Annotated in this window: 21 protein-coding genes; 16 read left to right on the forward strand and 5 right to left on the reverse strand. The window is 69.4% G+C overall.

Going from position 1 to position 24,176, the window contains the following annotated elements:
• Nucleotides 1-22: 22 nt before the first annotated feature.
• The gene (locus ACFXGJ_RS03815; protein WP_378616644.1) at nt 23-511 is read left to right on the forward strand and encodes a hypothetical protein; all 489 of its coding nucleotides are present in this window, start codon (nt 23-25) and stop codon (nt 509-511) included.
• A 101-nt stretch (nt 512-612) separates the two neighbouring features.
• Here ACFXGJ_RS03815 and ACFXGJ_RS03820 read toward each other — a convergent pair whose 3' ends face one another.
• Complete coding sequence (locus tag ACFXGJ_RS03820; RefSeq protein ID WP_378616646.1) at nt 613-1,353, reverse strand: sensor domain-containing protein; 741 nt, start codon at nt 1,351-1,353, stop codon at nt 613-615.
• 5 nt (nt 1,354-1,358) lie between these two features.
• Nucleotides 1,359-2,291, reverse strand: a complete 933-nt coding sequence (locus ACFXGJ_RS03825; RefSeq protein ID WP_378616700.1) for a hypothetical protein — start codon at nt 2,289-2,291, stop codon at nt 1,359-1,361.
• A 184-nt stretch (nt 2,292-2,475) separates the two neighbouring features.
• Between ACFXGJ_RS03825 and lspA the strand changes: the two genes are divergently transcribed.
• Genes lspA through rarD form a run of 4 tightly spaced genes read left to right on the forward strand, consistent with a single transcriptional unit; the run spans nt 2,476 to nt 5,564 of the window.
• Entirely contained in the window at nt 2,476-3,030 is a 555-nt protein-coding gene (lspA, locus tag ACFXGJ_RS03830) for a signal peptidase II (RefSeq protein ID WP_378616702.1), read from the forward strand.
• Nucleotides 3,030-3,956: an RluA family pseudouridine synthase gene (locus ACFXGJ_RS03835; RefSeq protein ID WP_378616648.1), complete on the forward strand. Its 927-nt coding sequence runs from the start codon at nt 3,030-3,032 to the stop codon at nt 3,954-3,956. The genes lspA and ACFXGJ_RS03835 overlap by 1 nt, the downstream gene beginning before the upstream one ends.
• Nucleotides 3,949-4,638 (forward strand): hypothetical protein, encoded by a 690-nt coding sequence (locus ACFXGJ_RS03840; protein ID WP_378616650.1) that lies wholly within the window; start codon nt 3,949-3,951, stop codon nt 4,636-4,638. The genes ACFXGJ_RS03835 and ACFXGJ_RS03840 overlap by 8 nt, the downstream gene beginning before the upstream one ends.
• A complete protein-coding gene (rarD, locus tag ACFXGJ_RS03845; protein WP_378616652.1) occupies nt 4,635-5,564 on the forward strand; it encodes an EamA family transporter RarD in 930 nt (309 codons plus the stop codon). The genes ACFXGJ_RS03840 and rarD overlap by 4 nt, the downstream gene beginning before the upstream one ends.
• Nucleotides 5,565-5,568: 4 nt before the next feature.
• Here the strand turns inward: rarD and ACFXGJ_RS03850 are convergent, their stop codons facing one another.
• The gene (locus ACFXGJ_RS03850; protein ID WP_378616654.1) at nt 5,569-6,576 is read right to left on the reverse strand and encodes an alpha/beta hydrolase; all 1,008 of its coding nucleotides are present in this window, start codon (nt 6,574-6,576) and stop codon (nt 5,569-5,571) included.
• 166 nt (nt 6,577-6,742) lie between these two features.
• Between ACFXGJ_RS03850 and dnaE the strand changes: the two genes are divergently transcribed.
• Nucleotides 6,743-10,282 (forward strand): DNA polymerase III subunit alpha, encoded by a 3,540-nt coding sequence (dnaE, locus tag ACFXGJ_RS03855; RefSeq protein ID WP_378616656.1) that lies wholly within the window; start codon nt 6,743-6,745, stop codon nt 10,280-10,282.
• Nucleotides 10,283-10,295: 13 nt separating this feature from the next.
• On the opposite strand, the gene ACFXGJ_RS03860 is transcribed toward dnaE, so the two are convergent.
• A complete protein-coding gene (locus tag ACFXGJ_RS03860; RefSeq protein WP_378616658.1) occupies nt 10,296-10,538 on the reverse strand; it encodes a hypothetical protein in 243 nt (80 codons plus the stop codon).
• Between the two features lie 112 nt (nt 10,539-10,650).
• Between ACFXGJ_RS03860 and ACFXGJ_RS03865 the strand changes: the two genes are divergently transcribed.
• The 4 genes from ACFXGJ_RS03865 (at nt 10,651) to ACFXGJ_RS03880 (ending at nt 14,666) form a co-directional block, all read left to right on the forward strand.
• The gene (locus tag ACFXGJ_RS03865; protein ID WP_378616660.1) at nt 10,651-11,085 is read left to right on the forward strand and encodes a nitroreductase family deazaflavin-dependent oxidoreductase; all 435 of its coding nucleotides are present in this window, start codon (nt 10,651-10,653) and stop codon (nt 11,083-11,085) included.
• A gap of 54 nt (nt 11,086-11,139) precedes the next feature.
• Nucleotides 11,140-12,915, forward strand: a complete 1,776-nt coding sequence (locus ACFXGJ_RS03870; RefSeq protein ID WP_378616662.1) for a pyruvate dehydrogenase — start codon at nt 11,140-11,142, stop codon at nt 12,913-12,915.
• Between the two features lie 61 nt (nt 12,916-12,976).
• Entirely contained in the window at nt 12,977-14,317 is a 1,341-nt protein-coding gene (gene ilvA / locus ACFXGJ_RS03875; RefSeq protein ID WP_378616664.1) for a threonine ammonia-lyase IlvA, read from the forward strand.
• Between the two features lie 22 nt (nt 14,318-14,339).
• On the forward strand, nt 14,340-14,666 hold the full coding sequence (locus ACFXGJ_RS03880) for a DUF6191 domain-containing protein (RefSeq protein WP_378616666.1): 327 nt from the start codon (nt 14,340-14,342) through the stop codon (nt 14,664-14,666).
• Between the two features lie 17 nt (nt 14,667-14,683).
• On the opposite strand, the gene ACFXGJ_RS03885 is transcribed toward ACFXGJ_RS03880, so the two are convergent.
• Nucleotides 14,684-15,238: a hypothetical protein gene (locus ACFXGJ_RS03885; protein ID WP_378616668.1), complete on the reverse strand. Its 555-nt coding sequence runs from the start codon at nt 15,236-15,238 to the stop codon at nt 14,684-14,686.
• A 216-nt stretch (nt 15,239-15,454) separates the two neighbouring features.
• Here ACFXGJ_RS03885 and ACFXGJ_RS03890 point away from each other — a divergent pair, with 216 nt between their 5' ends.
• From ACFXGJ_RS03890 to ACFXGJ_RS03915, 6 genes are read left to right on the forward strand one after another with little or no spacing between them, the layout of a single operon-like run.
• Entirely contained in the window at nt 15,455-16,885 is a 1,431-nt protein-coding gene (locus ACFXGJ_RS03890) for an aminobutyraldehyde dehydrogenase (protein WP_378616670.1), read from the forward strand.
• A gap of 30 nt (nt 16,886-16,915) precedes the next feature.
• Complete coding sequence (gabT, locus tag ACFXGJ_RS03895; RefSeq protein ID WP_378616672.1) at nt 16,916-18,271, forward strand: 4-aminobutyrate--2-oxoglutarate transaminase; 1,356 nt, start codon at nt 16,916-16,918, stop codon at nt 18,269-18,271.
• The gene (locus ACFXGJ_RS03900; protein ID WP_378616674.1) at nt 18,264-20,243 is read left to right on the forward strand and encodes a primary-amine oxidase; all 1,980 of its coding nucleotides are present in this window, start codon (nt 18,264-18,266) and stop codon (nt 20,241-20,243) included. The genes gabT and ACFXGJ_RS03900 overlap by 8 nt, the downstream gene beginning before the upstream one ends.
• A complete protein-coding gene (locus ACFXGJ_RS03905) occupies nt 20,236-21,693 on the forward strand; it encodes an NAD-dependent succinate-semialdehyde dehydrogenase (RefSeq protein WP_378616676.1) in 1,458 nt (485 codons plus the stop codon). Before ACFXGJ_RS03900 ends, ACFXGJ_RS03905 begins: the two co-directional genes overlap by 8 nt.
• Nucleotides 21,694-21,745: 52 nt before the next feature.
• Nucleotides 21,746-22,630: a universal stress protein gene (locus tag ACFXGJ_RS03910; RefSeq protein WP_378616678.1), complete on the forward strand. Its 885-nt coding sequence runs from the start codon at nt 21,746-21,748 to the stop codon at nt 22,628-22,630.
• Nucleotides 22,623-24,176, forward strand: a complete 1,554-nt coding sequence (locus ACFXGJ_RS03915) for an APC family permease (RefSeq protein ID WP_378616680.1) — start codon at nt 22,623-22,625, stop codon at nt 24,174-24,176. Before ACFXGJ_RS03910 ends, ACFXGJ_RS03915 begins: the two co-directional genes overlap by 8 nt.

The raw sequence follows: 24,176 nt of genomic DNA on the forward strand, positions 1-24,176 counted from the left end.
CGAAGAGAAGGACAAGCAATTGATGCTCCGTAAGACCCTCGTCGCCGGTGCCGCCCTGGCCGCCGTGTTCGCGCTGGGCGCCTGCAGCTCCAACGACGGCGGCACCACCACGACCACCACCAAGAAGGCCACCACCTCCGCCGTCGCGCCCGTCGACAGCCCGCCGGTGCCGACCGCTGCCGAGCTCAACGCGATGCTGGTCAAGGGCCTCGACCCGGCCACCCCGGTCGCCGAGAAGGTCACCCTGGTGCAGGACGGCGCGGCCGATCCCGGACTGTTCGACCAGGTCGCCGCCGCCGCCAAGCAGTCCAACGCGACCGTCACGATCGTCGACCCGATCCTCGACAACGGCGACGGCACCCTCACCGCCACCGTGAACATGAACATCGGCGGCCAGGTCAACCCGGGCACCGCGACCTTCGTGGTCGAGAACGGCAAGTGGGTGCTCTCGAAGGAGTACGCCTGCAACATCGTCAAGCTGGCGAACCTCACCTCGCCCGCCTGCGCCTGATCCACCCGAGCGGACTCGTCCGTTCACCTCGACCGAATGCCGGTGTCCCGTACGGGGCGCCGGCATTCGGCGTTCCATGGGGAGGCGCGCGCCGCTCCGGGTCAGCCCGCGACGGCCGCGCCGCGGATCCGGTCGGCCGCGGTGCGCGCCAGACCCGTCAGGACGGCGGGCTCGACGGGCCGCTGCCCGGAGGCGACCACCTGCAGCACCGTCGAGCCGACGACCGCGACCACCACGTCCGAGGTCATCGTGACCCCGTCGCTGGTGGTGGTCAGCCGGACCGCTGTCGAGGCGTCGCCGACCGTCGGCTGGTCGACGCCGCCGAGGTTGTAGTCGACCCGCACGCCGTCGGCGTCGGTCCCGCTGTAGGCGGTGCACTGCGTCAGCGTGGACTGGATGCGCGTGAAGGCCTGCGCCGCACCGTTGTCGGCGTAGCTGGCCGCGTCGGTGTCGACGCTGGTGAAGTCGGGACCGCCGAAGCGGGCCGCCGCGCGGGCGAGCGAGCCGGGGGACTGGTCGGCCACCTCGGCCAGCACCTGTGCGCACGCCTGGGGCGTGGTGCTCGACTTGTCGGCGCCCGCCGATGTGCTCGCGGGCGGCAGACCGAGGTCGCGGACCGGGTCGGGCAGCGCGACGAATCCGGCGGGAAGTTCCGCCGTGGTGAGCAGTGCGGCCTGCAGCCGGTTCGGGTCGCCGATCGGCCCGGCGTTCGGGGTGGCGGGAGCGGCGACGGTGACCACCGGCGGCAGCGCGGTCGGTTGGGCCTCGCTGCCGCCGCCACAGGCGGTCAGGGTGAGGGTGAGCGCGGTCAGCGCGACCGATCCGGCTCCCACGCCCCGCATCGAGGTCACTGCGTGACCCACTTGACCCGGCTCGAGGTGGCTTGCCGCAACCGGGTGGTGCTGTTCGGATCGCTGTAGGTCTGTTCGCCACCGACGTCGACGGTGCCGTCGATCGGCAGCGGCGCGTCCAGGTCGAAGACCAAGGTGCCCTTGCCTGCCATCACGTAGGTGTCGACGTTGAGGGTGCCGGCCTCGCCGGGCAGGTCCCACACCTTCGAGACCGGGGTCTGATTGACCGAGACGTCGACGGTGAGCCGGTCGCCGTCGCGCTCGCGGAGCGTCGCGGTGGTCACCTGGTTGAGGGCGATACCGCTGGTCACCTGCTGCTGCACGGTCCACACCGCGCCGACGCCGATCTCGGTGTCGGGGAACGCGACGGTGCGGTAGACGGATTGGTAGAACGCCTGCTCGACGGCCGAGCGGGCGATGTCCTTGGAGTCGGGCGCGGGGGTGATGCGCAGCGCGGTCACCGAACCGGACGGTGTGATCGTCATTCCGGCCTTCGACCCGTCCGACGGCTTCAGCGCGTCCTGCAGCCGGGCGTCCGGCGTGGTGAGGGTGCCGAGCGTCAGATCGACGGAATGCGCGGGATCGTGCTGGCCGCCCCTGACGACCGCGGTCAGCGGCATGCCGAGTTCGGGGGTGGAGAAGTCCTGCTGCGGCTGGTCGTCGATCTGCTGGTACACCTGCGAGGTCGTCGTCAGCAGGACGTGTTGCTCGACGTCGGTGCTCGGGTGGAACGTGACCCTCTCCCGGGGCTCGGCGCCGGGATCGAGCACCTGAGTGGTGACCGCGGAGACCGGGACGGTGGTCTCGTTGGAAGCCGAGGCAGCGGTCGTGGTCGGTGCGGAATCGTCGGTGCCGGCGCAGGCGGTGACGAGGGTGGCGGCGGCGAGCGCCGCGGCGACGAGACCCGTGCGGGCCGTGACGGCGAGCACGGTGCGCGCGGCGACGGGTGAGGGCACGGACCGATTCGAGAACACTGGCACCCGACCAGGTTAGCCACGGCTCGGGTGGGCTGCGGTCGACGACGCCGCGATAAGGGATGATGGCGGTGTGAGTGAAGCGGAGAAAGCCGAGAAGTTCGCACCGAAGGAGGTGTCCGGCACTGCACCGCTGCGGATGCGACTGCTGATCGCGATCGCCGTGGTGGTCCTCGGACTGGACCTGGCCACCAAGATCGCGGTGGTTCGGTTCGTCGAACCGGGCAAGCCGATCCGGATCGTCGGCGACGTCGTCACCTTGAACCTGATTCGCAATCCCGGCGCCGCGTTCTCGATGGCGACAGGCATGACCTGGCTGCTGACGCTGGTCGCGATCGGTGTGGTGATCGGTGTGATCAAGATCGGTCGCACGCTGCGTTCGCCGTGGTGGGCGCTCGGTCTCGGGCTCGTCCTCGGCGGCGCGCTGGGTAATCTGATCGACCGCATCTTCCGGGCCCCCGGTCCGCTGCAGGGGCACGTCGTCGATTTCGTGTCGGTGGGCTGGTGGCCGGTGTTCAACGTCGCCGACTCGGCGATCGTGTGCGGAGCGGTGTTGCTGGTCGCGCTGACGTTGTTCGGCTTCAACCCCGACGGCACGCGCGGCACCGAGCCGGATCCCGACGACAGCGCCGACACGAACACGGCACCCGACACCACCACCAGCAGCGACACGAACACCGAGGAGAACTCCTGATGCGCGAGACACGGTCGATGCCGGTGCCGGACGGGCTCGAGGGCATGCGGGTCGACGCCGGACTGGCGCGCCTGCTCGGACTGTCCCGGACCGCGGTCGCCTCGCTCACCGACGAGGGCGCCGTCCTGATCGACGGGACCGCGGTCGGCAAGTCCGATCGGCTGCCGTCCGGTGCGTGGCTCGAGGTCGAACTGCCGGAACCGGCCAGGCCGCTGACGGTCGAGGCGCAGCCGGTCGAGGGGATGGACATCCTCTACGCCGACGACGACATCGTCGCCGTCGACAAGCCGGTGGGCGTGGCGGCGCACGCCAGCGTCGGCTGGACCGGACCGACCGTCGTCGGCGGACTGGCCGCCGCCGGGTACCGCATCTCCACCTCGGGCGCCCACGAGCGGCAGGGCATCGTGCACCGACTCGACGTCGGCACCTCCGGCGTGATGGTCGTCGCGACCAGCGAGCGGGCGTACACCGTGCTGAAGCGGGCGTTCAAGCAGCGCACGATCGACAAGCGCTATCACGCCCTGGTCCAGGGTCACCCCGACCCGAGCAGCGGCACCATCGACGCGCCGATCGGCCGGCATCGCAGCAACGACTGGAAGTTCGCCGTCACCGCCGACGGCAAGCCGTCCATCACGCACTACGACACGGTGGAGGCCTTCCAGGCGGCGAGCCTGCTCGACATCCACCTCGAGACCGGTCGTACCCACCAGATCCGGGTGCACTTTGCCGCCCTGCGCCACCCCTGCTGCGGTGACCTGACCTACGGCGCCGACCCCCGCCTCGCGGAACGCCTCGGTCTGGAACGGCAGTGGCTGCACGCCCGCTCGCTCGGATTCGCGCATCCCGCGGACGGCCGCTGGATCGAGATCACCAGCGAGTACCCGAAGGACCTGCAACACGCGCTCGAGGTTCTGCGGGGTGCGTGATGGCGACCTGGTCGCTGCGCAGGCTCCGCTCCGGGCAGGCGTGGCGACGACCGTCGCCTGCGCCGTCGCCCTGGTCGTGCTCGTCCTCCTGCTGGGCGTGCTCACGCCGCCCCGACCGTCGTCCATCGCGACCGACCGGCTCGGCCCGGACTCGGGTGAGCCGGTCGCCGACTACCTGGACCGCGCCCGCACGAGCCTCGCCGACCTGGACGGCGCGAGCCAGCGGTGGGCGCTGGTCTCGTTCGATCCGGAGCAGACCGCGGCGCAGGCCTACCGGACCGCCGGCGGCGTGCGGGTCTCCCAGGTCCTGTTCCGGGTGCCGCTCGACCGGGTCCAGACGCAGCTGATCGTCGTCGACGTCGCCGGCGAGGAGTCGGTCCTGCGGGCACCGGCGGTCGCGGCGGGCCGACTGTCCGGCAGCACCGGCGAGTGGGATCGGCAGGGCCGCGTCGACGCGGTGTCGGCGTCGCGGCTGGCACAGGACTGCCCGTGTGTGGTGGGGCTGACCGTGCGCGGCGACCCGGACCGGTTGCGGGAACTGGCCGCGGCGCCCGGGGTGCGGGCGGTCGAGGCACTGCCTGCGGACGCCGTGTTCGGCCGGTTCGCGGTCAACCCGCTGCTGCCCGAGCAGACGCAGGCGGCGTCGCCCGGCCCCGACGACGGCGAGGTGCCCGCGCGATGAGCGCCGACGCGTCGCGCTCGGCTCGGCGGTCCGACACCGAGATCGGCGTCGCCGCCGGGGTGGGCGCCCACCTGATGTGGGGAATGTTCCCGATCTTCTTCGGCCTGCTCGCCCCGGCCGGTCCGGTCGAGATCCTCGCGCACCGGATGCTGTGGACGCTGGTGCTGATGCTCGCGGTCGGCCTCGTCACCCGCCGGATCGTCCGGTTGCGGTCGTTGACGCCGCGCTCGATGCTGCTGGTCGCCGCGGCGGCGGCGGCGATCTCCCTCAACTGGGGCGTCTACATCTACGGCGTCACCTCGGGCCGGGTCGTCGAGACCGCGCTCGGCTACTTCGTCAACCCGCTCGTCAGCGTGCTCCTCGGCGTGGTGATCTTCCGGGAGCGGGTCAACCGCTGGCAGGCGGGGGCGCTGGGCCTGGCCGCGGTCGCGGTGCTGGTGCTCACCGTCGACTACGGACACCCGCCGTACATTGCGCTGACGCTGGCGCTGTCCTTCGGTGCGTACGGGCTCATCAAGAAGGTGGTCCCGCTCGATCCGGTCACCAGCCTCACCGCCGAGGGACTGGTCACCGCCCCGTTCGCGATCGGGTACCTGGGATTTCTCGCCGTGACCGGGACCGGTACGTTCGTCGGCCATGGCGCCGGACACGCCCTGCTGCTGATGACCGCAGGCGTGGTGACCGCGGCGCCGCTGCTGCTGTTCGGCGCCGCGGCCCAACGGGTGCCGCTGGTCACGCTGGGGATCATCCAGTACCTGACGCCGTCCCTGCAGATGGCGTGGGGCGTGGCGGTGCTGCACGAGGACATGCCCGCGTCGCGCTGGATCGGGTTCGCGTTGATCTGGCTGGCGCTGCTCGTCTTCACCGTCGATGCGGTGCGGCGCGTGCGCACCGCCCGCCGTGGGGTGCTCGAGCCGGTGCCGTGAGGCGTCAGCTGGTGCGCTCCCGCAGGAACGCCACGGTCCGGTCGAGTGCTCGCAGGCCGTCCTCGTTGTCGAGGTTGAACTGGTACTCGTGCGGCAACGCCGGCTCGTGGTCCTCGGGATAGAACAGTGTCGTCACCGCAACGTCGAGTCCGGCGAGCTTCTCGGCGAGCGGCTTGGACTGCGTGTTCGTCAGCGGGTCGGCGTTGCCGCCGCTGAGGTAGGTCGGCGGGAACCGGTTCGTGACGTGCCCGAGCGTGGACATCTGGTTTGCGGGAGTCGAGCCGGCGTAGTCGCGCAGGCCCGTGTACGCCCACATCGACCGGTCGACGCCCCAGCCGATGATCCCGGGGCCGCCCGTCATCCGGCTCACGTCGTAGATGCCGCAGTTCAGCACCACGCCGCGCAGCTGATCGGGCTGGAGTGCCGGGGTGATGCCGAGTTCGCCGGCGTAGTCCGGGCTGGTGACGACGGTGGCCAGCTGGCTCGACAGCTGGGCGCCCGCGGAGTCGCCGGCGAGCACGATTCGCGCGGGGTCGACGTGCAGCCGGTCGGCATTCGCGAGGACGTACGCGTGCGCGTCGTTGATCTGGTGAACGGCGGTCGGGTAGACATGTTCCGGCCCGAGCGAGTAGTCGAGCGAGATCACCGTGAAGCCCTGCGCGGCGAGCAACTGGTAGTAGGGCGCGTAGTCGGTCTTGTCTCCCGAGATCCAGGCGCCGCCGTGGGTCCAGATCACGGTCGGTAGGGCGCCCGCGGTCCCGGCGGGGAAGTAGGTGTCGAGGAAGGCGTCGTCGTCGCCGGGCCGGTACTGCTGATCGGTGACCGACTCGACGGCCTCGGGCGCGTGCTCGGCCAGTGCGTCGGTGGTCTTTCCCGCGTCCCGGTCGAACACCGCGCGCACGACCAGGGCGCCCGGTCGAGGGCTGAGCGTGAAGGCGAGCACCACGGCGAGGACGAGGGCGGTGAGCAGCCCGAGCGACCACAGCAACCGGCGGCCGGAGATGATTCGCATCGGCCGAGTATCGCGCACCGCTTCGGCGGTGCCGGGCATACCACGCGCTGGTTCGCGCACACAGCGGCGCGCGTGCCCGAGGCTGTCGGAGCGACCGCCTACACTCGGGGCACCCCAGTCCTCCCCGGTCGACGCGACCGGTGACACCGAGCACGGAGAGGCGCGCGTGGCTGACTCGTTCGTTCATCTGCACAATCACACCGAGTACTCGATGCTCGACGGCGCCGCCAAGGTGGGTCCGCTGTTCAAAGAGGCTCAGCGACTGGGGATGACGGCCGTCGGCATGACCGACCACGGCAACATGTTCGGCGCCAGCGAGTTCTACAACGAGGCGAAGAAGCACGACATCACGCCGATCATCGGCATCGAGGCGTACATCGCGCCGGAGTCCCGGTTCAACACCAAGCGTGTGCTGTGGGGCGACCGCAGCCAGAAGTCCGACGACGTCTCCGGTAGCGGCGCCTACACGCACATGACGATGGTCGCGGAGAACGCGACCGGCGTGCGGAACCTGTTCAAGCTGTCCTCGCGCGCCTCGGTCGAGGGGCAGCTCGGCAAGTGGGCCCGCATGGACGAGGAGATCATCGCCGAGCACCACGAGGGGATCATCGCGACCACCGGCTGCCCGTCCGGCGAGGTGCAGACGCGGCTGCGGCTCGGCCACGACCGCGAGGCGCTCGAGGCGGCCGCGAAGTGGCAGGAGATCTGGGGCAAGGACAACTTCTTCCTGGAACTGATGGACCACGGGCTGTCCATCGAGCGGCGCGTGCGCGAGGGCCTGCTCGACATCGGCCGCAAGCTCGGCATTCCGCCGCTGGCCACCAACGACTGCCACTACGTCACCAAGGACGCCGCCGAGAACCACGAGGCGCTGCTCTGCATCCAGACCGGCAAGACCCTCAGTGATCCCACCCGGTTCAAGTTCGACGGCGACGGCTACTACCTCAAGTCCGCCGAGGAGATGCGCGCGATCTGGGACGACGAGGTGCCCGGTGCCTGCGACTCGACGCTGCTGATCGCCGAGCGGATCCAGCCCTACGACGACGTCTGGAAGCACCGCGACCGGATGCCGATCTTCCCGGTCCCGGACGGGCACACCCAGGAGAGTTTCCTGCGGGCGGAGGTACTGCGCGGGCTGGACAGGCGTTTCCCGGCCGGCCCGCCGCAGGAGTACCTGACGCGCGCCGACTACGAGATCGACGTCATCAACAAGATGGGCTTCCCGGCCTACTTCCTCGTCGTCGGCGACCTGATCAACCACGCCAGGGAGGTCGGCATCTGGGTCGGTCCGGGTCGTGGCTCGGCCGCCGGTTCGCTGGTGGCCTACGCGATGGGCATCACCAACATCGACCCGCTTCCCTACGGGCTGCTGTTCGAGCGCTTCCTCAACCCCGAGCGCATCTCGATGCCCGACATCGACATCGATTTCGACGACCGCCGCCGCGGGGAGATGGTCCGCTACGCCACCGAGAAGTGGGGCAGCGACAAGGTCGCGCAGGTGATCACCTTCGGCACCATCAAGACCAAGGCCGCCATCAAGGACTCCGCTCGAGTGCAGTTCGGCCAGCCCGGGTTCGCGATCGCCGACCAGATCACCAAGGCGCTACCGCCGCCGATCATGGCCAAGGACATCTCGGTCTCCGGCATCACCGATCCCGAGCACGAGCGGTACAAGGAGGCCGTCGAGGTCCGGACGCTCATCGACTCGAACCCCGACGTCGCGAAGATCTACCAGACCGCGAAGGGCCTCGAAGGACTGATCCGCAACGCCGGCGTACACGCCTGCGCGGTGATCATGTCTTCAGAGCCGCTGACGGACGCCATTCCGGTGTGGAAGCGGGCGCAGGACGGCGCGATCATCACCGGCTGGGACTACCCGTCGTGCGAGGCCATCGGCCTGCTCAAGATGGACTTCCTGGGCCTGCGCAACCTGACGGTCATCGGCGACGCGCTCGAGAACATCAAGACGAACCGGGGCATCGACCTCGACCTCGACTCGCTGCCGATGGACGATCCCGCCACCTTCGAGCTGCTCTCGCGGGGCGACACCCTCGGCGTGTTCCAGCTCGACGGCGGCGGCATGCGAGAGCTGCTCAAGCTGATGCAGCCGACCGGCTTCGGTGACATCGTCGCCGCGCTGGCGCTGTACCGGCCGGGTCCGATGGGCGTGGACGCGCACACTTCCTACGCCAAGCGCAAGAACGGGCTCGAGCAGGTGAGCCCGATCCATCCCGAGCTGGAGGAGCCCCTGGCCGAGATCCTCTCGGAGACGTACGGGCTGATCATCTACCAGGAGCAGATCATGCACCTGGCACAGAAGGTGGCCGGGTACTCGCTCGGTCAGGCCGACCTGCTGCGCCGCGCGATGGGCAAGAAGAAGAAGGAGATCCTCGAGGAGGCCTACGGCGGCTTCCGGCAGGGCATGCTGGACAACGGCTTCTCGCAGCCCGCCATCACCGCGCTGTGGGACACGGTGCTGCCCTTCGCAGGCTACGCGTTCAACAAGTCTCACTCGGCCGGCTACGGCCTGGTCTCGTACTGGACGGCGTATCTCAAGGCGAACTATCCCGCCGAGTACATGGCCGGACTGCTCACCTCGGTCGGCGACGACAAGGACAAGTCGGCGGTCTACCTGGCGGACTGCCGGAAGATGGGCATCACGGTGCTGCCGCCGGACGTCAACGAGTCGTCGGTGAACTTCGCGTCGGTCGGCAGCGACATCCGCTTCGGCATGGGCGCCGTGCGCAACGTCGGCGCGAACGTGGTCGCCTCGATCATCAACGCGCGCACCGAGAAGGGGAAGTTCACCGACTTCTCCGACTACCTCAACAAGATCGACGTCACCGCCTGCAACAAGAAGGTCACCGAGTCGCTGATCAAGTCGGGGGCGTTCGACTCCCTCGAGCATCCGCGCAAGGGCCTGTTCCTGATCCACACCGACGCGATCGACTCGGTGCTGGGCACCAAGAAGGCCGAGGCGGTGGGGCAGTTCGACCTGTTCGGTGACGCGGGCGGCGGCGACGAGTCGCTGTCCTCGGTGTTCGCGATCCGCGTCCCGGACGAGGAGTGGGAGACCAAGCATCGTCTGGCGCTCGAACGGGAGATGCTCGGCCTCTACGTGTCCGGGCATCCGCTCAACGGTGTCGAGCACATCCTCCGACAGCAGTCGGACACCGCGATCGCCTCGATTCTCGAAGGCGAGGTGAAGGACGGCGCGCAGGTGACCATCGGCGGCATCGTCGCTTCGGTGGATCGCCGAGTCAACAAGAACGGCCTGACCTGGGCCATCATTCAGCTCGAGGACCTGGTCGGCGGCGTCGAGGTGCTGTTCTTCCCGCAGGCCTACGCGGTGTACGGGATGGATATCGCGGAGGACTCCATCGTGCTGGTCAAGGCGCGGGTCTCGGTCCGTGACGAGCGGCTCTCGCTGATCGGCAACGATCTCGCGGTGCCGGACCTCTCGGCGGTCGGGGTCGCGAAGCCGATCGCGGTGACCCTGCCGACCCGGCTGTGCACCCCGGACAAGGTGGGGGCGCTCAAGCAGGTCCTGACCCGGCACCCGGGCACCTCGGACGTGCACCTGAGACTGATCAGCGGCAGCCGGATCACCATGCTCAAACTCGACGACAGCCTGCGGGTGGAACCGTCGTCGGCGCTGATGGGCGACCTGAAGGCCCTCCTCGGCCCGAGCTGCCTGGGCGGGTAGCTCGGGCGCCCGATCAGTCGGAGCGGCCGGCCCAGTACAGGCGGCGTGCCCACCACACGACGACTGTCGCGGCCGCGGCCGCGAGGACCGCGGGCTGCAGCGTCTGCGCGACGACGAGCACCACCAGGAAGGTCAGCAGCCCGACGGCCAGTGCCTCGAGCTTGTACAGCGGCCAGCGCGTGCCGGCGATCTCGACGCTCGCGCCGGGCCGCGTGGTGCCGCGGTGCGGCGCGGGGGAGTATCCGGCGGTGGTCATCAATTCAGGCTACAAGCAGATTCGATTTCGGTCCACCGAACAATTGTCTTCCGGGTGGCTGGATCGGGGTGTCGGGCTGCGCGCGTCGGCCGCCTGGTGTTGACTGGCGAACATGCCTCTCACCGGTGAGTACGAACCGAGCCCGAGTGCCTGGGCCGCCGATCAGGTCGATCTCTACGAGCGCTCCGGGGGTACGGAGGGGACGGTGATGCAGGGCAGGCCCGTCGTCATCCTCACGACCACGGGTGCCAAGTCGGGCAAGCTCCGCAAGTCCCCGCTGATGCGCGTCGAGCACGGAGGCGAGTACGCCGTCGTGGCCTCGCTCGGTGGCGCGCCGAAGAACCCGGTCTGGTACTACAACGTCGTCGCCGACCCGCACGTCGAACTGCAGGACGGCCCGGTCAAGCAGGACATGACCGCGCGCGAGGTGACGGGCGAGGAGAAGGCCGTGTGGTGGAAGCGTGCCGTCGAGGCCTGGCCGGACTACGCGAACTATCAGCTCAAGACGGACCGTCAGATCCCGGTGTTCGTGCTCACCCCGCAGTAGCCCGGTAGCTTCAGCCCCCGTCGGCGGGCGGTCCGCGCCCGGAAGGAAATCTCCATGGCTGCGAAAACCGTTGCGGAACAACTTGTTTCCCAGCTCGTCGACGCGGGTGTGCGACGAATCTACGGGATCGTCGGGGACAGCCTCAACCCGGTGGTCGACGCGGTCCGTAAGTCCGGCGGCGCCGCGGACGGCGGCATCGACTGGATCCACGTCAGGCACGAGGAGGCCGCCGCCTTCGCGGCGGCCGCCGACGCGCAGCTCACCGGCGAACTCGCGGTGTGTGCCGGCTCCTGCGGTCCCGGCAACCTGCACCTGATCAACGGACTCTACGACGCGAACCGCTCGGGTGCGCCAGTGCTGGCGATCGCCTCGCACATCCCGAGCGCCCAGATCGGCAGCGGATACTTCCAGGAGACCCATCCCGACCGGCTGTTCGTCGAGTGTGCCCGGTACACGGAGCTGATCGGCACCGCCGAACAGGCGCCACGGGTGGTGCACACGGCGATGCAGCACGCGATCGGACTCTCCGGTGTCGCGGTGATCATCCTGCCCGGCGACGTCGCGGACTGCCCGGCCGAGGGCGCCGCGCCGGCGTTGGTGCGCACCGGATCGCCCGCGGTCGTGCCGGCCGAACGGGACGTCCGCGCGCTCGCGGACGCCGTCAACTCCGCCGAGCGGGTCGCGATCTTTGCCGGCGCCGGGGTGCGCGGCGCCCGCGACGAGCTGATCGTGCTCGCGGAGACGATCGGCGCCCCGATCGGGCACACCCTGCGCGGCAAGGAGTGGATCCAGTACGACAACCCGTTCGACGTCGGGATGACCGGCCTGCTCGGCTACGGGGCCGCGCACGACGGAATGCAGGACGCGGACCTGCTGCTGCTGGTCGGCACGGACTTCCCCTACGACCAGTTCCTTCCCGCCGACGTGCCCACCGCGCAAATCGACGTGGCGCCCGAGAAGCTCGGCAGGAGAACCAGTCTCGACGTGGCCGTGCACGGTGACACGCTGAGCACCTTGCGGGCGCTCGCGCCCCTGGTCCACCGCAAACCTGATCGAGCCTTCCTGGACAGCCAGCTGGCCCGGCACCGCACCCTGATGGAGAAGGTGGTCGGCGCCTACACCACCCCGGTCAAGCAGCGCACCCCCATCCACCCCGAGTACGCGGCGTCCATCCTCGACGACCTCGCCGCCGACGACGCCGTCTTCACCGCGGACACCGGGATGTGCAACGTGTGGACCGCGCGCTACCTGAACCCGAACGGATCACGCCGATTCCTCTCCTCGGCGCTGCACGGGTCGATGGCGAACGCGCTGCCGCACGCGATCGGTGCCCAGATCGCGTGCCCGGGCCGGCAGGTGGTTTCGGTGTCCGGCGACGGCGGGCTGTCGATGCTGCTGGGTGAGTTGGTCACCGTCGCGGCCTACCGGCTGCCGGTCAAGATCGTGGTGTTCGACAACTCGACCCTGGGCATGGTCAAGCTCGAGATGCTCGTCGACGGCCTGCCCGATTTCGGGGTGGACGTGCCCGCGGTCGACTACGCCGCCGTCGCCGCGGCGCTCGGGATCTTCTCGCGCCGGGTCGAGGATCCCGCCGACATCGAGTCCGGGCTGCGGGCGGCGTTCGACCACGACGGTCCCGCGCTGGTGGACCTGGTGACCGACCCGATGGCACTGTCGCTGCCGCCGACGATCACCGGTGGTCAGGTGAAGGGATTCGCCCTCGCGATGTCGCGGATGGTGATGAACGGCGGGGCGGGAGAGGCGGTGAAGATGGCGAAGTCGAACCTGCGCAACATTCCGCGGCCGTCGCAATTCGACCCGCGCGGGTGAGCGGTGCGGGGCGATTCGCCGCGCCGACCCGTCGAGTGGCAGCATTACGGGGGTGTCCAACATGCCGGAACTCGCTGACCTGAAGGCCGCGCTGCCGCTCGACGCGCGCGAAATCGATGCTGCCGCGGCGCGAATTTCCGACGTCATCGAGGCGACCCCGCTCCAGTACAGCGCGCGTCTGTCCGCGGCGACGGGCGCGAAGGTCTACCTCAAGCGCGAGGACCTCCAGGTGGTGCGCTCGTTCAAACTGCGCGGCGCCTACAACCTGATCGTGCAGCTCACCGACGAGGAACGCGCCTCCGGTGTGGTGTGCGCGAGCGCCGGGAACCACGCCCAGGGTGTGGCGTTCGCGTGCCGCACGATGGGCATCCGTGGCCGCATCTACGTGCCCACCAACACCCCGCGGCAGAAGCGTGACCGGATCCGGGCGCACGGCGGCAGCTTCGTCGAGTTGATCGCGACGGGGGAGACCTACGATGCGGCGGCCGCGGCGGCCGCCGACGACGTGCGCCGCACCGGCGCGGTGATGGTGCCGCCGTTCGACGATCCGCGGACCGCGGCCGGGCAGGGCACCATCGCCGCCGAGATCCTCGATCAGCTCGGCGAGGAGCCCGGCACGGTGATCGTCCCGGTCGGCGGCGGCGGGCTGATCGCCGGCATTGCCACCTACCTGCACGAACGCTCGCCGAGCACCGCGATCGTCGGCGTCGAGCCGAGCGGCGCGGCGTCCATGACAGCCGCGCTGGTCGCGGGGGCGCCGGTCACCCTCCCAGAGATAGACCCCTTCGTCGACGGGACGGCCGTTCGTCGGATCGGCGACCTGCCGTTCGAGGTGATGTCGGCGCTCGGTGCGGACGTGGTCTCGCACGGTTCGCTGCCGCTGGTGGCCGAGCCGCGGTCGGGGGCGGGCGCTGGAACGTTCGCGATGATCCACGCCGACGAGGGCGCGGTCTGCACGGCGCTGCTCGAGCTGTACCAGAACGAGGGCATCATCGCCGAGCCGTCGGGGGCGTTGTCGGTCGCGGCGCTCGAGCTGGTGAAGGTGCGACCGGATTCGACGGTGGTCTGCCTGATCTCGGGCGGCAACAACGACGTCTCGCGCTACGGGGAGATCCTCGAGCGTTCGCTCGTGCACCTCGGACTCAAGCACTACTTCCTCGTCGACTTCCCGCAGGAGCCGGGCGCGCTGCGTCGCTTCCTCGGCGAGGTGCTCGGGCCCGACGACGACATCACGCTGTTCGAGTACGTCAAGCGCAACAACCGCGAGATCGGCGCCGCGCTGGTCGGCATCGAGCTGGGCGCGGCCGGCGGGCTGCCGGCGCTGCTCGAGCGGATGGCGGATTCGGGGATGAACGTCGAGCAGCTCGAGCCGGGTTCGCCTGCGTACCGCTACCTGACCTGAGTCGCGACTACACTCGGCGCGCATGGGGATCCTGTGGGCGATGACGATTCCGGGGCTGGTGTGTCTGCTGGTGTTGCTCGCATTCGCCGAGACGCTGTGGAACCGCGCCACCGGCGGCCGGGCCCTGCCCTGGACCCGGCGGCGCGGCGGCCGCACCGTCTCCGCGACCGGGTTCGAGGAGGTCGCGGCGCTGTTCCAGGGATCCAAGCGGCACGAGTTCGAGCAGCGGCAGACCGCGTTGATGCACAAGGACGACGCGGGCGACGGCGCGCCGCCTCGGGTACGCGTGGACATCGCGTCGAACACCGTCGTCCTGCGCACCACGGACCGGCACTCGACCGGCCTCTGACGGGCCGGCCCGGGTGGTCAGCGGGACCGCCAGGCGACGGCCGCAAGCAGCGGGGCCGCGCTCACGCCCACCCGGGGCGACCTCAGCACCGGTGCGGGTAGACCGCGCAGCAGCTTCCGGGCCGAGTCGGGTGTGGCGGACCTCTGGAGCAGCATCGCGACGTCGCCCTCGCGGCTGACCAGGGACAGTGGCCGGCCGGCCTGGCGCATCGCCCGTTCGAGGGCTGCGGCGAGCTTGGGACGGTGCGCGACCCCGCGGGCGAACCTCGGGCGGGGCAGACCCGGATACTCCGCGGCCGACACCAGGTCGTCCGGCGCCGCGGGTTGGGTCAGGCCGGTGCCGAAACCGATTGCGGCCACACCGGATTCGTAGTGCCGGACCAGGTGGCGTGTCCGGCCCGACCGGGTCAGCGGCAGACGGCGGCCGGTGGTGAGGGGCGAATTCGCCGACGGAGAGCCACTGGAACGGTTCGGGGAGTTCCTCGTCAGGGGACGCGTCGCCTCGCGGTCGAGCCCGGACGCGCCCGCCTCGAGCTCGAGCGCCGGTTCGCGCTGGGCGAGGATCCATCGCACCGGGACCGGCGTCGTTCCCCCTGCTCTCGCCCTGCGGGGCGCCGACGCAACGGCGTCAGCGTCGCAGCGGTCCGACACTGGACGAAACGGAGCGAATAACGATCACCGAACGGTTCATTTCGGCACGTGTCCCGGGCAGTGACGTGGCGCACACTTGTCACAACCCGCCACCGCGAACGCTGCTGTGCCCGCCATCGGCCTGGAGGAGTGGAACGTATGGGATCCGACCTGCTCGAGAACTTCATCAACGGCGAGTTCGTGCCGTCGACCGCGTCGGAGACGATCGAGGTGATCAATCCGGTCGACGAGACGGTCGTGGCCAGGTCGCCGATCTCCACGAAGGCGGACATCGACGCCGCGGTCGACGCCGCGAAGAAGGCCTTCGTCGCGTGGGGCAAGACCACGCCCGGCGTACGGCAGGCCGCACTGCTCGCGCTGGCGGACGCGATCGAGGCGCACAGCGCCGAACTCGTCGAGGCGCAGAGCCGCAACACCGGCCAGCCCACGGCGGTCATCGCGGCGGAGGAGGTGAAGGTCGGTGCGGACCAGCTCCGCTTCTTCGCCGGCGCCGCCCGGATGCTCGAGGGCAAGTCGGCGGGCGAGTACATGGAGGGCTTCACCTCCTACGTCCGGCGCGAGCCGATCGGCGTCGTCGGCCAGGTGACGCCGTGGAACTACCCGTTCATGATGGCGATCTGGAAGATCGGACCGGCGCTCGCGGCGGGGAACACCATCGTGCTCAAACCGAGCGACACCACGCCCGAGAGCACCCTCGTGCTGGCGCGCCTGACCAAGGGGATCCTGCCCGACGGTGTGCTCAATGTGGTGCTGGGCAACGGCGGCACCGGCGCGACGCTCGTCGAACACCCGGCGATCGGCCTGGTCTCGATCACGGGATCGGTCCGCGCGGGTATCGCGGTGGCGGTCTCGGCCGCCAAGCAACTCAAGCGGGCGCACCTCGAACTCGGTGGCAAGGCCCCGGCCGTGGTGTTCGGCGACGTCGACGTGACCAAGACGGCCGACGGGATCGCGGAGGCCGCGTTCTTCAACGCCGGTCAGGACTGCACGGCGGTGACGCGGGTGCTCGTCCACGAGTCGATCCACGATCAGCTCGTCGACGCGCTGGTCGCCAAGGCGAAGACACTCAAGACCGGGCTGCCCGACGACCCCGAGACCTTCTACGGCCCGCTCAACAACGTCAACCACTTCACCGCGGTGACCGGAAAGATCGCCGCGCTGCCGGCGCACGCCACGGTCGTCACCGGCGGAAATCGGATCGGGGACAAGGGATTCTTCCTGGAGCCGACCATCGTGACGGGCGTTCGCCAGGACGACGACATCGTGCAGGAGGAGACCTTCGGCCCGGTGTTGACGGTGCAGTCGTTCACCGACGAGGCCGAGGCCGTCGAGCTGGCCAACGACGTCCGTTTCGGGCTCGCGTCGAGCGTGTGGACCACCGATCACGGAACCGTGCAGCGGCTCTCGGCCGCCCTCGACTTCGGCGCGGTCTGGGTCAACTGCCACATCCCGCTCGTCGCGGAGATGCCGCACGGTGGATTCAAGTACTCCGGATACGGAAAGGACCTGTCCGCGTACGGGGTCGAGGACTACACCCGCATCAAGCACGTCATGAGCTCGCACGACTGACCGCGCACTTCCTATTCGAGGGATGGATCAATGACTGACATTCGGTACCGCCTCCCGCAGAAGCGGGCACTCGTCACCGAGCTGCCCGGACCGCGCTCGCTGGCGCTCACCGCCCGGCGCAAGGCCGCTGTGGCGGCGGGCGTCGGGTCGAGCGTGCCCGTGTACGCCGCCGACGCCGACGGCGGCGTCGTGGTGGACGTGGACGGCAATTCCCTGGTGGACCTGGGTGCGGGCATCGCCGTGACCAGCGTCGGTGCCTCCAATCCCGCGGTGGCGCAGGCAGTTTCGGAGCAAGCTGGTCACTTCACGCACACCTGCTTCATGGTCACGCCGTACGAGAGTTACGTGCGGGTGGCCGAGGAGTTGGCGGCGCTCACACCCGGTGACCACGAGAAGCGCTCCGTGCTGTTCAACTCGGGGGCCGAGGCGGTGGAGAACGCGGTCAAGGTGGCCCGGTTGGCCACCGGACGCGACGCCGTCGTCGCGTTCGATCACGCGTACCACGGCCGCACGAACCTGACCATGGCGTTGACGGCGAAGTCGATGCCCTACAAGGCGCACTTCGGCCCGTTCGCCCCGGAGATCTACCGGATGCCGATGTCGTACCCGTTCCGCGACGAGGCGGGGCTGACCGGTGAGCAGGCCGCCCGCCGGGTGATCAGTCAGATCGAGAAGCAGATCGGCGCCGACGGCGTCGCGGCGATCATCATCGAGCCGATCCAGGGTGAGGGCGGATTCATCGTTCCGGCAGCGGGATTCCTGCCGACCCTCGTCGCCTGGGCACGGCAGCACGGGGTCGTCTTCATCGCCGACGAGGTGCAGACCGGCTTCGCCCGTACCGGCGCCTGGTTCGCCAGCGAGGACGAGGGCATCGTCCCGGACATCGTCACGATGGCCAAGGGCATCGCTGGTGGAATGCCGCTCGCCGCGATCACCGGCCGCGCGGAGTTGCTCGACGCGGTGCACCCCGGCGGACTCGGCGGCACCTACGGCGGCAACCCGGTCGCCTGCGCGGCCGCACTCGCCTCGATCGAGACCATGCGCGAGTTCGACCTGCCCGCGCGGGCCCGCCACATCGGTGACCTCGCCCTCGGGCGCCTGCGCGCGCTGGCCGCGGAGCTCGACGTCATCGGGGACGTTCGCGGTCGCGGCGCCATGCTGGCCATGGAATTCGTCGAACCGGGCGGCACCGAGCCGGACCCCGACATCACCAAGGCGATCGCGGCGAAGGCGCTCGAGCAGGGCGTCATCCTGCTCACCTGCGGCACCTACGGCAACGTGATCCGGCTGTTGCCGCCGCTGGTGATCGGCGACGAACTCCTCGGCGACGCGCTCGACGTCGTCGAGGCCACCATCCGCACTCTGGCAGGGAGTAACCGTGGCTGACACTTCGACGGCGCCGGCGGCGTCGGTGACCTTCCATCCGCTCGACCCGCTCGCGTCCGAGGAGTTCACCGAGGTCGCGGCAGTCCTCTCCCGCGAGCACGGGGTGGGCCCCGGCTGGCGGTACGCGTCGATCGAGCTCGCCGAACCGAGCAAGGCCGCCGTCGCCGCGTTCGACGCCGACGCGACGGTGCCCGACCGGCGCGCGCACGTGGTGTGTTTCGAGCGCGCCGAGAACAAGACGTACAAGGCGCTGGTCTCCCTCACCACGGATTCGGTGGTCTCGTGGCAGCACGTTCCCGGCGTGCAGGCGAACTTCACCGTCGACGAGTGGGAGGAGTGCGACGAGGTCCTGCGAGGCCACCCCGACGTGATCGCGGCCCTGGCCGATCGCGGCATCACCGACATGTCCAAGGTGTTCATGGACACCTGGACCTACGGCGAGGCGGTGATCCCGGAGAAGTACAAGGGCCGCAGGCTCGGCTGGTCCGACACCTGGGTCAAGGCGGCCGACGGCGCGAATCCCTATGCGGGACCGGTCAACGGCTTTCACTGCGTGATCGACGTGAACAGCATGGAGCTGCTCGAGATCGAGGACACCTTCCGGGTCGACCGTCCCGAGATCATGGGGGAGTACGTCCCGCGGCACATCCCCGAGCGGATTCTGGGCGCCAGCACCCGGGAACCGCTGAAGCCGCTGGAGATCACCCAGCCCGAGGGACCGTCGTTCGCGCTCGAGGGCAACAAGCTCGAGTGGCAGAACTGGTCGCTGCGGGTGGGGTTCAACTACCGCGAGGGGATGACCCTGCACGCGGTGTCCTACAACGACAACGGGCGCAGGCGCTCGATCGCCAACCGGCTGTCCTTCGCCGAGATGATCGTGCCGTACCGCGACCACTGCGACGACCACTACAGGCGCACCGCGTTCGACATCGGCGAGTGGGGCATCGGGTTCATGACCACCTCGCTCGAGCTGGGCTGCGACTGCCTCGGTGAGATCCGCTACCTCGACGCCACGTTGCACAACAGCAAGGGCGAGCCGTACACGATCAAGAATGCGATCTGCATCCACGAGGAGGACAACGCGGTCCTGTGGAAGCACGTCGATCACGACGGCGCCGAGGTCCGCCGGATGCGCCGGCTGACGGTCTCGTTCCATGTCACCGTCGCCAACTACGAGTACCTCACCTACTGGCGCTTCTACCAGGACGGCAACATCGAGTGCGAGGTCCGCGCGACGGGGATCATGGTGGTCAGCCACTTCGACGAGGGCGCGTCGCATCCGCACGGCACGCTCGTCGACCGGCGCACCTACGCGCCGTACCACCAGCACTTCCTGGTCGCCCGGATGGACCTCGACGTGGACGGCACCGAGAACACCATCTACGCCACCGAGACCGAGATGGTGCCGATGGGTCCGGACAACCCCTACGGGCTGTCGCTGCGGCAGAAGAACACCCCGCTGCGCACCGAGGCGGAGGGCAAGCAGGACTACGACTGGCAGTCGCAGCGGGCGTGGAAGGTCGTCAACGACAACTCCACCAACGGGCTGGGCACCGCTCCCGCGTACAAGCTGGTGCCCGGCGGAGCGATCCCGTCGATGTTCGACCCCGCCTCGCCGATCTTCCAGCGCACCCAGGTGATCGGGCACACCGTGTGGGTCACCCCCAACGCCGAGGACGAGCGTTGGCCCGCAGGCGAATTCGTCAACCAGAGCGGGGTCGACCACGGGCTGCCGGAGTGGACCGAGGCCGATCGCAACATCGAGAACACCGACGTGGTCATGTGGTACGTCTTCGGCATCCACCACATCACCCGGCCCGAGGACTGGCCGGTGATGCCCGCGGACACCGTCAACTTCTGGCTCAAGCCGGTCGGCTTCTTCGACCGCAATCCCGCGCTCGACGTCGCGCCGACCGAGTCCAAGTCCTGCCATGTATCCGAGCCGTGTCACGCAAAGGACGATCATGAGTAACTTCGAGGAACTTCTCGCCGCCGTGCCCACCGGGCTGTGGATCGACGGCGGACCGTCGGACGCCGTGGACGGTGGCACCTTCGCGGTGCTCAACCCCGCCACCGGCGAGACGCTCGCCGAGGTCGCGGACGCGACCGGCAAGGACGCGCTGCGCGCGCTCGACTCGGCGTGCCGGGTACAGCAGGAGTGGGCGGCCACCGCGCCGCGCAAGCGTTCGGACATCCTGCGCGCGGCATGGGAACTGGCCACCGCACGCGCCGAGGATCTCGCGCTGCTGATGACGCTGGAGATGGGCAAGGCGCTGTCGGAGAGCCGCGGCGAGGTGGCGTACGGCGCCGAGTTCCTGCGCTGGTTCAGCGAGGAGGCGGTGCGGATCCAGGGCCGATTCACCGCGGCACCGTCCGGGAACGGGCGGATCCTGGTGACCAAGGCGCCCGTCGGACCCTGCCTCGCGATCACGCCGTGGAACTTCCCACTGGCCATGGGCACCAGGAAGATCGGGCCGGCGCTGGCCGCCGGTTGCACCATGATCGTGAAGCCGGCCGAGGACACCCCGCTGACCATGCTGCTGCTCGCGGAGATCTTCGCGGAGGCCGGGCTGCCCGCCGGTGTGCTGTCGGTGCTGCCCGCCTCGGACGCCGCATCGGTCACGGCGCCGTTGCTCGCCGACCCGCGGCTGCGCAAGGTCACCTTCACCGGGTCGACCAGGGTCGGCAAGTTGCTGATCGAGCAGTCCGCGCATCAGGTGCTGCGCACGTCGATGGAACTCGGTGGCAACGCGCCGTTCGTGGTGTTCGACGACGCCGACGTCGACGCGGCGGTGGACGGCGCGATGGCCGCGAAGATGCGCAACGGCGGTGAGGCCTGCACGGCGGCGAACCGGTTGATCGTGGCCAATTCCGTCCGCGAGGAGTTCACCGCCAAGCTCACCGAGAAGATCGCGGCCATGACCGTCGGCGCGGGATACGAGGACGGCACCCAGATCGGTCCGCTGATCAACGAACGCCAGCGCGGCAGCGTCGCCGCGCTGGTGGACGACGCGATCGCCGCCGGAGCGCGCGTGCGGACAGGCGGCGTCGTCGTCGACGGGCCCGGGTACTTCTACCAGCCGACCGTCCTCGACAACGTCCCCGTCGACTCGCGGATCGTCGCCGAGGAGATCTTCGGGCCGGTCGCCGCGATCACCGGCTTCGACACCGAGGACGAGGCGATCGCCGCCGCGAACGGCACCGAGTTCGGCCTCGCGGCCTACATCTACACGCAGAACCTGGACCGGGCGATGCGGGTGGCGGACGCGCTCGAATCCGGGATGGTCGGCGTCAACCGCGGCGTGATCTCGGATCCGGCGGCGCCCTTCGGCGGCGTCAAGCAGTCCGGCCTCGGCAGCGAGGGGGGTACCGAGGGCATCGAGGAGTACCTCGACACCAAGTACGTCGCCCTGACCCCGTAGTCGTCCCGTCGGGACGACTACGCCCCCTACCGATCGACGAAGGTTGGCCGACATGCGTTTGGTAGTTGGATATCTCGCCACCCCGAGCGGTGCCGACGGACTCGCCCTCGCGGTACTGCTCGCCCGCAGTCTCGGGGCGGAGATCGACATCTGCCTCGTCCTCCCGCCGGAGGAACCGGTCGGTGTGCGGATCCCGACCGAGTCGGCGTACGAGGACCTGCTGGCCGACCAGGCGGTGGAGTGGTTGGTCGAGGCCCGAGCGACCGTCCCGGACGACGTGGTGGCGCGCACTCACCTGCGGTACCACGAGTCGTTCGCGCAGGGCCTGCTCGACGCCGCTCGCGAGCTGGACGCATCGTTGATCGTCATCGGCGCGGCCGGGGACGGGCTGCTCGGTCGGCACTCGATCGGGTCGGTCACCGGCGAACTGCTGCACTGTGCGCATCTGCCGATGGCGTTGGCGCCCCGAGGGATGCGGCACTCGACCGCGAAACGGATCGGTCAGGTCACCTGCGCACTCGGAACGCGCGCGGGTGCCGACGTGCTGCTTCGGGAGGCGGTGCGGGTCACCGAACTCTCCGGGGCGCCGTTGCGGCTGGTGTCGCTGGTGCCGCTGGACGCGTCCACGCGGCGGCGGTCCGACACCCAGGCCTCGGCGCGCGAGCGCAGCCTCGCGCATGCCGGCGCCGTCCTCGAGACGGCGAAGACCGCGCTGCCGAAGGGGATTTCCGTCGACTCGCAGGTCGCGGACGGAACCAGCGTGGAGTCTGCGGTGAGCAAGTTGGAGTGGACGGACGGGGACGTGATGATGGTCGGCTCGAGCCGACTTGCGCGTCCTCGTCACCTCTTCCTCGGTTCGACGGCGGCCAAGATGCTCCGCGTCGTTCCGGTCCCCATGATCGTCGTTCCGAAAGAGGAGTACTCCGACCATGACTGACGACAGTGAACGCGAATCCACCGGGTTGGTCTCCAAAGGTCTCGCGGCCGGGAAGGTCGGCACCCTCTCGGGCGCGATCATCGGGATCTCCTGTGTGGCGCCCGGTTACACGCTGACGGCCAGCATCGGCCTGATCGTGGCCGCGGTGGGACTGAAGATGCCCGCGATCTTCATCGCCGGTTTCATCCCGATGTTCCTCACCGCCTACGCGTACCGGGAGCTCAATTCCGAGTCTCCCGACTGCGGCGCGTCGTTCACCTGGTCCACGAAGGCGTTCGGCCCGTACGTCGGCTGGATGTGTGGGTGGGGCATGGTGATGGCGACCATCATCGTGCTGTCCAACCTGGCCGCGATCGCGGTGCAGTTCTTCTACCTGTTCCTGGCCAGGGTCTTCGACCATCCGGGCATAGCGGACCTGGCGGGCAACAAGGCGGTCAACATCGCCACCACACTCGCGTTCCTCGCGCTGGCCACCTGGATTTCGGGTCGCGGCATCACCACCAGCGAGCGGCTCCAGTTCATCCTCGTCGGCTTCCAGATGGTCGTGCTCCTCGCCTTCGTGATCACGGCGTTCGTGCACGTGGCGAACGGAACCGCGCCGGCGAACCTCACCTTCAGCCTGTCCTGGTTCAACCCGTTCAGTGGTCTCGCCATCGGAGCCTTCGTGGTCGGGCTGACCGGCTCGATCTTCGCCTTCTGGGGCTGGGACACCTGCCTGACCCTGGGTGAGGAGTCCAAGGACCCCAAGAAGACGCCCGGACGCGCCGGCTTGCTGTGTGTGGTGTCGATCCTGATCACCTACCTGCTGGTCGCGGTCGCGGTGATGATGTACGCGGGGGTGGGGGAGGACGGGCTCGGGCTCGGCAACCCTGACAACTCGGAAAACGTCTTCGGTGCGCTGGCCGAGCCGGTGCTGGGGCACTGGCCCGGGTTGCTGCTGTTCCTCGCCGTGCTGGCCTCCTCGGCGGCGAGCCTGCAGACGACGTTCCTGCCCGCCGCCCGCACCATGCTGGCGATGGGTGCGTACCGCGCGTTCCCGAAGAAGCTCGCCGAGGTCAACCCGAGGTTCCTGGTGCCGACCTACGCCACGGTGGTCGCGGGCGTGGTCACTGGCGTGTTCTACACCGTCGTCACCCTGCTCTCGGAGCGAACGCTGCTCGACACCATCGCTGCGCTCGGCATCATGATCTGCTGGTACTACGGCATCACGGCATTCGCCTGCGTGTGGTACTTCCGCCACGAGTTGTTCACCAGCGCACGCAACTTCGTGTTCAAGTTCTTGTTCCCACTGCTCGGCGGGCTCATGCTGGCCGCGGTGTTCGTCATCTCGATCGGGGAGAGCATGAACCCGGACAACGGGAGCGGCGCGTCCATCGGCGGCGTCGGGCTGGTGTTCTTCATGGGCTTCGGCGTCCTGCTGCTCGGCGCGGTGCTGATGCTGGTCATGCGGATCAGGCAGCCCGACTTCTTCCTGGGCCGGACGTTGACCCGCGACACCCCGGCCCTCGTCGGCGAGGAGGACGTCGCCGCCGTGACCCGAGGCTGA

Origin of the sequence: Rhodococcus sp. NPDC059234, assembly GCF_042754225.1 — a bacterium.
GTDB lineage: Bacteria > Actinomycetota > Actinomycetes > Mycobacteriales > Mycobacteriaceae > Rhodococcus_G.

Excerpts from the sequence above, each read along its gene's own strand:
- ACFXGJ_RS03815 (WP_378616644.1), top strand. The coding sequence starts at position 23 with ATGCTCCGTAAGACCCTCGTCGCCGGTGCCGCCCTGGCCGCCGTGTTC.
- ACFXGJ_RS03820 (WP_378616646.1), bottom strand. The coding sequence starts at position 1,353 with ATGCGGGGCGTGGGAGCCGGATCGGTCGCGCTGACCGCGCTCACCCTC.
- lspA (WP_378616702.1), top strand. The coding sequence starts at position 2,476 with ATGCGACTGCTGATCGCGATCGCCGTGGTGGTCCTCGGACTGGACCTG.
- ACFXGJ_RS03835 (WP_378616648.1), top strand. The coding sequence starts at position 3,030 with ATGCGCGAGACACGGTCGATGCCGGTGCCGGACGGGCTCGAGGGCATG.
- rarD (WP_378616652.1), top strand. The coding sequence starts at position 4,635 with ATGAGCGCCGACGCGTCGCGCTCGGCTCGGCGGTCCGACACCGAGATC.
- ACFXGJ_RS03850 (WP_378616654.1), bottom strand. The coding sequence starts at position 6,576 with ATGCGAATCATCTCCGGCCGCCGGTTGCTGTGGTCGCTCGGGCTGCTC.
- ACFXGJ_RS03860 (WP_378616658.1), bottom strand. The coding sequence starts at position 10,538 with ATGACCACCGCCGGATACTCCCCCGCGCCGCACCGCGGCACCACGCGG.
- ACFXGJ_RS03865 (WP_378616660.1), top strand. The coding sequence starts at position 10,651 with ATGCCTCTCACCGGTGAGTACGAACCGAGCCCGAGTGCCTGGGCCGCC.
- ACFXGJ_RS03870 (WP_378616662.1), top strand. The coding sequence starts at position 11,140 with ATGGCTGCGAAAACCGTTGCGGAACAACTTGTTTCCCAGCTCGTCGAC.
- ilvA (WP_378616664.1), top strand. The coding sequence starts at position 12,977 with ATGCCGGAACTCGCTGACCTGAAGGCCGCGCTGCCGCTCGACGCGCGC.
- ACFXGJ_RS03880 (WP_378616666.1), top strand. The coding sequence starts at position 14,340 with ATGGGGATCCTGTGGGCGATGACGATTCCGGGGCTGGTGTGTCTGCTG.
- ACFXGJ_RS03890 (WP_378616670.1), top strand. The coding sequence starts at position 15,455 with ATGGGATCCGACCTGCTCGAGAACTTCATCAACGGCGAGTTCGTGCCG.
- gabT (WP_378616672.1), top strand. The coding sequence starts at position 16,916 with ATGACTGACATTCGGTACCGCCTCCCGCAGAAGCGGGCACTCGTCACC.
- ACFXGJ_RS03905 (WP_378616676.1), top strand. The coding sequence starts at position 20,236 with ATGAGTAACTTCGAGGAACTTCTCGCCGCCGTGCCCACCGGGCTGTGG.
- ACFXGJ_RS03910 (WP_378616678.1), top strand. The coding sequence starts at position 21,746 with ATGCGTTTGGTAGTTGGATATCTCGCCACCCCGAGCGGTGCCGACGGA.
- ACFXGJ_RS03915 (WP_378616680.1), top strand. The coding sequence starts at position 22,623 with ATGACTGACGACAGTGAACGCGAATCCACCGGGTTGGTCTCCAAAGGT.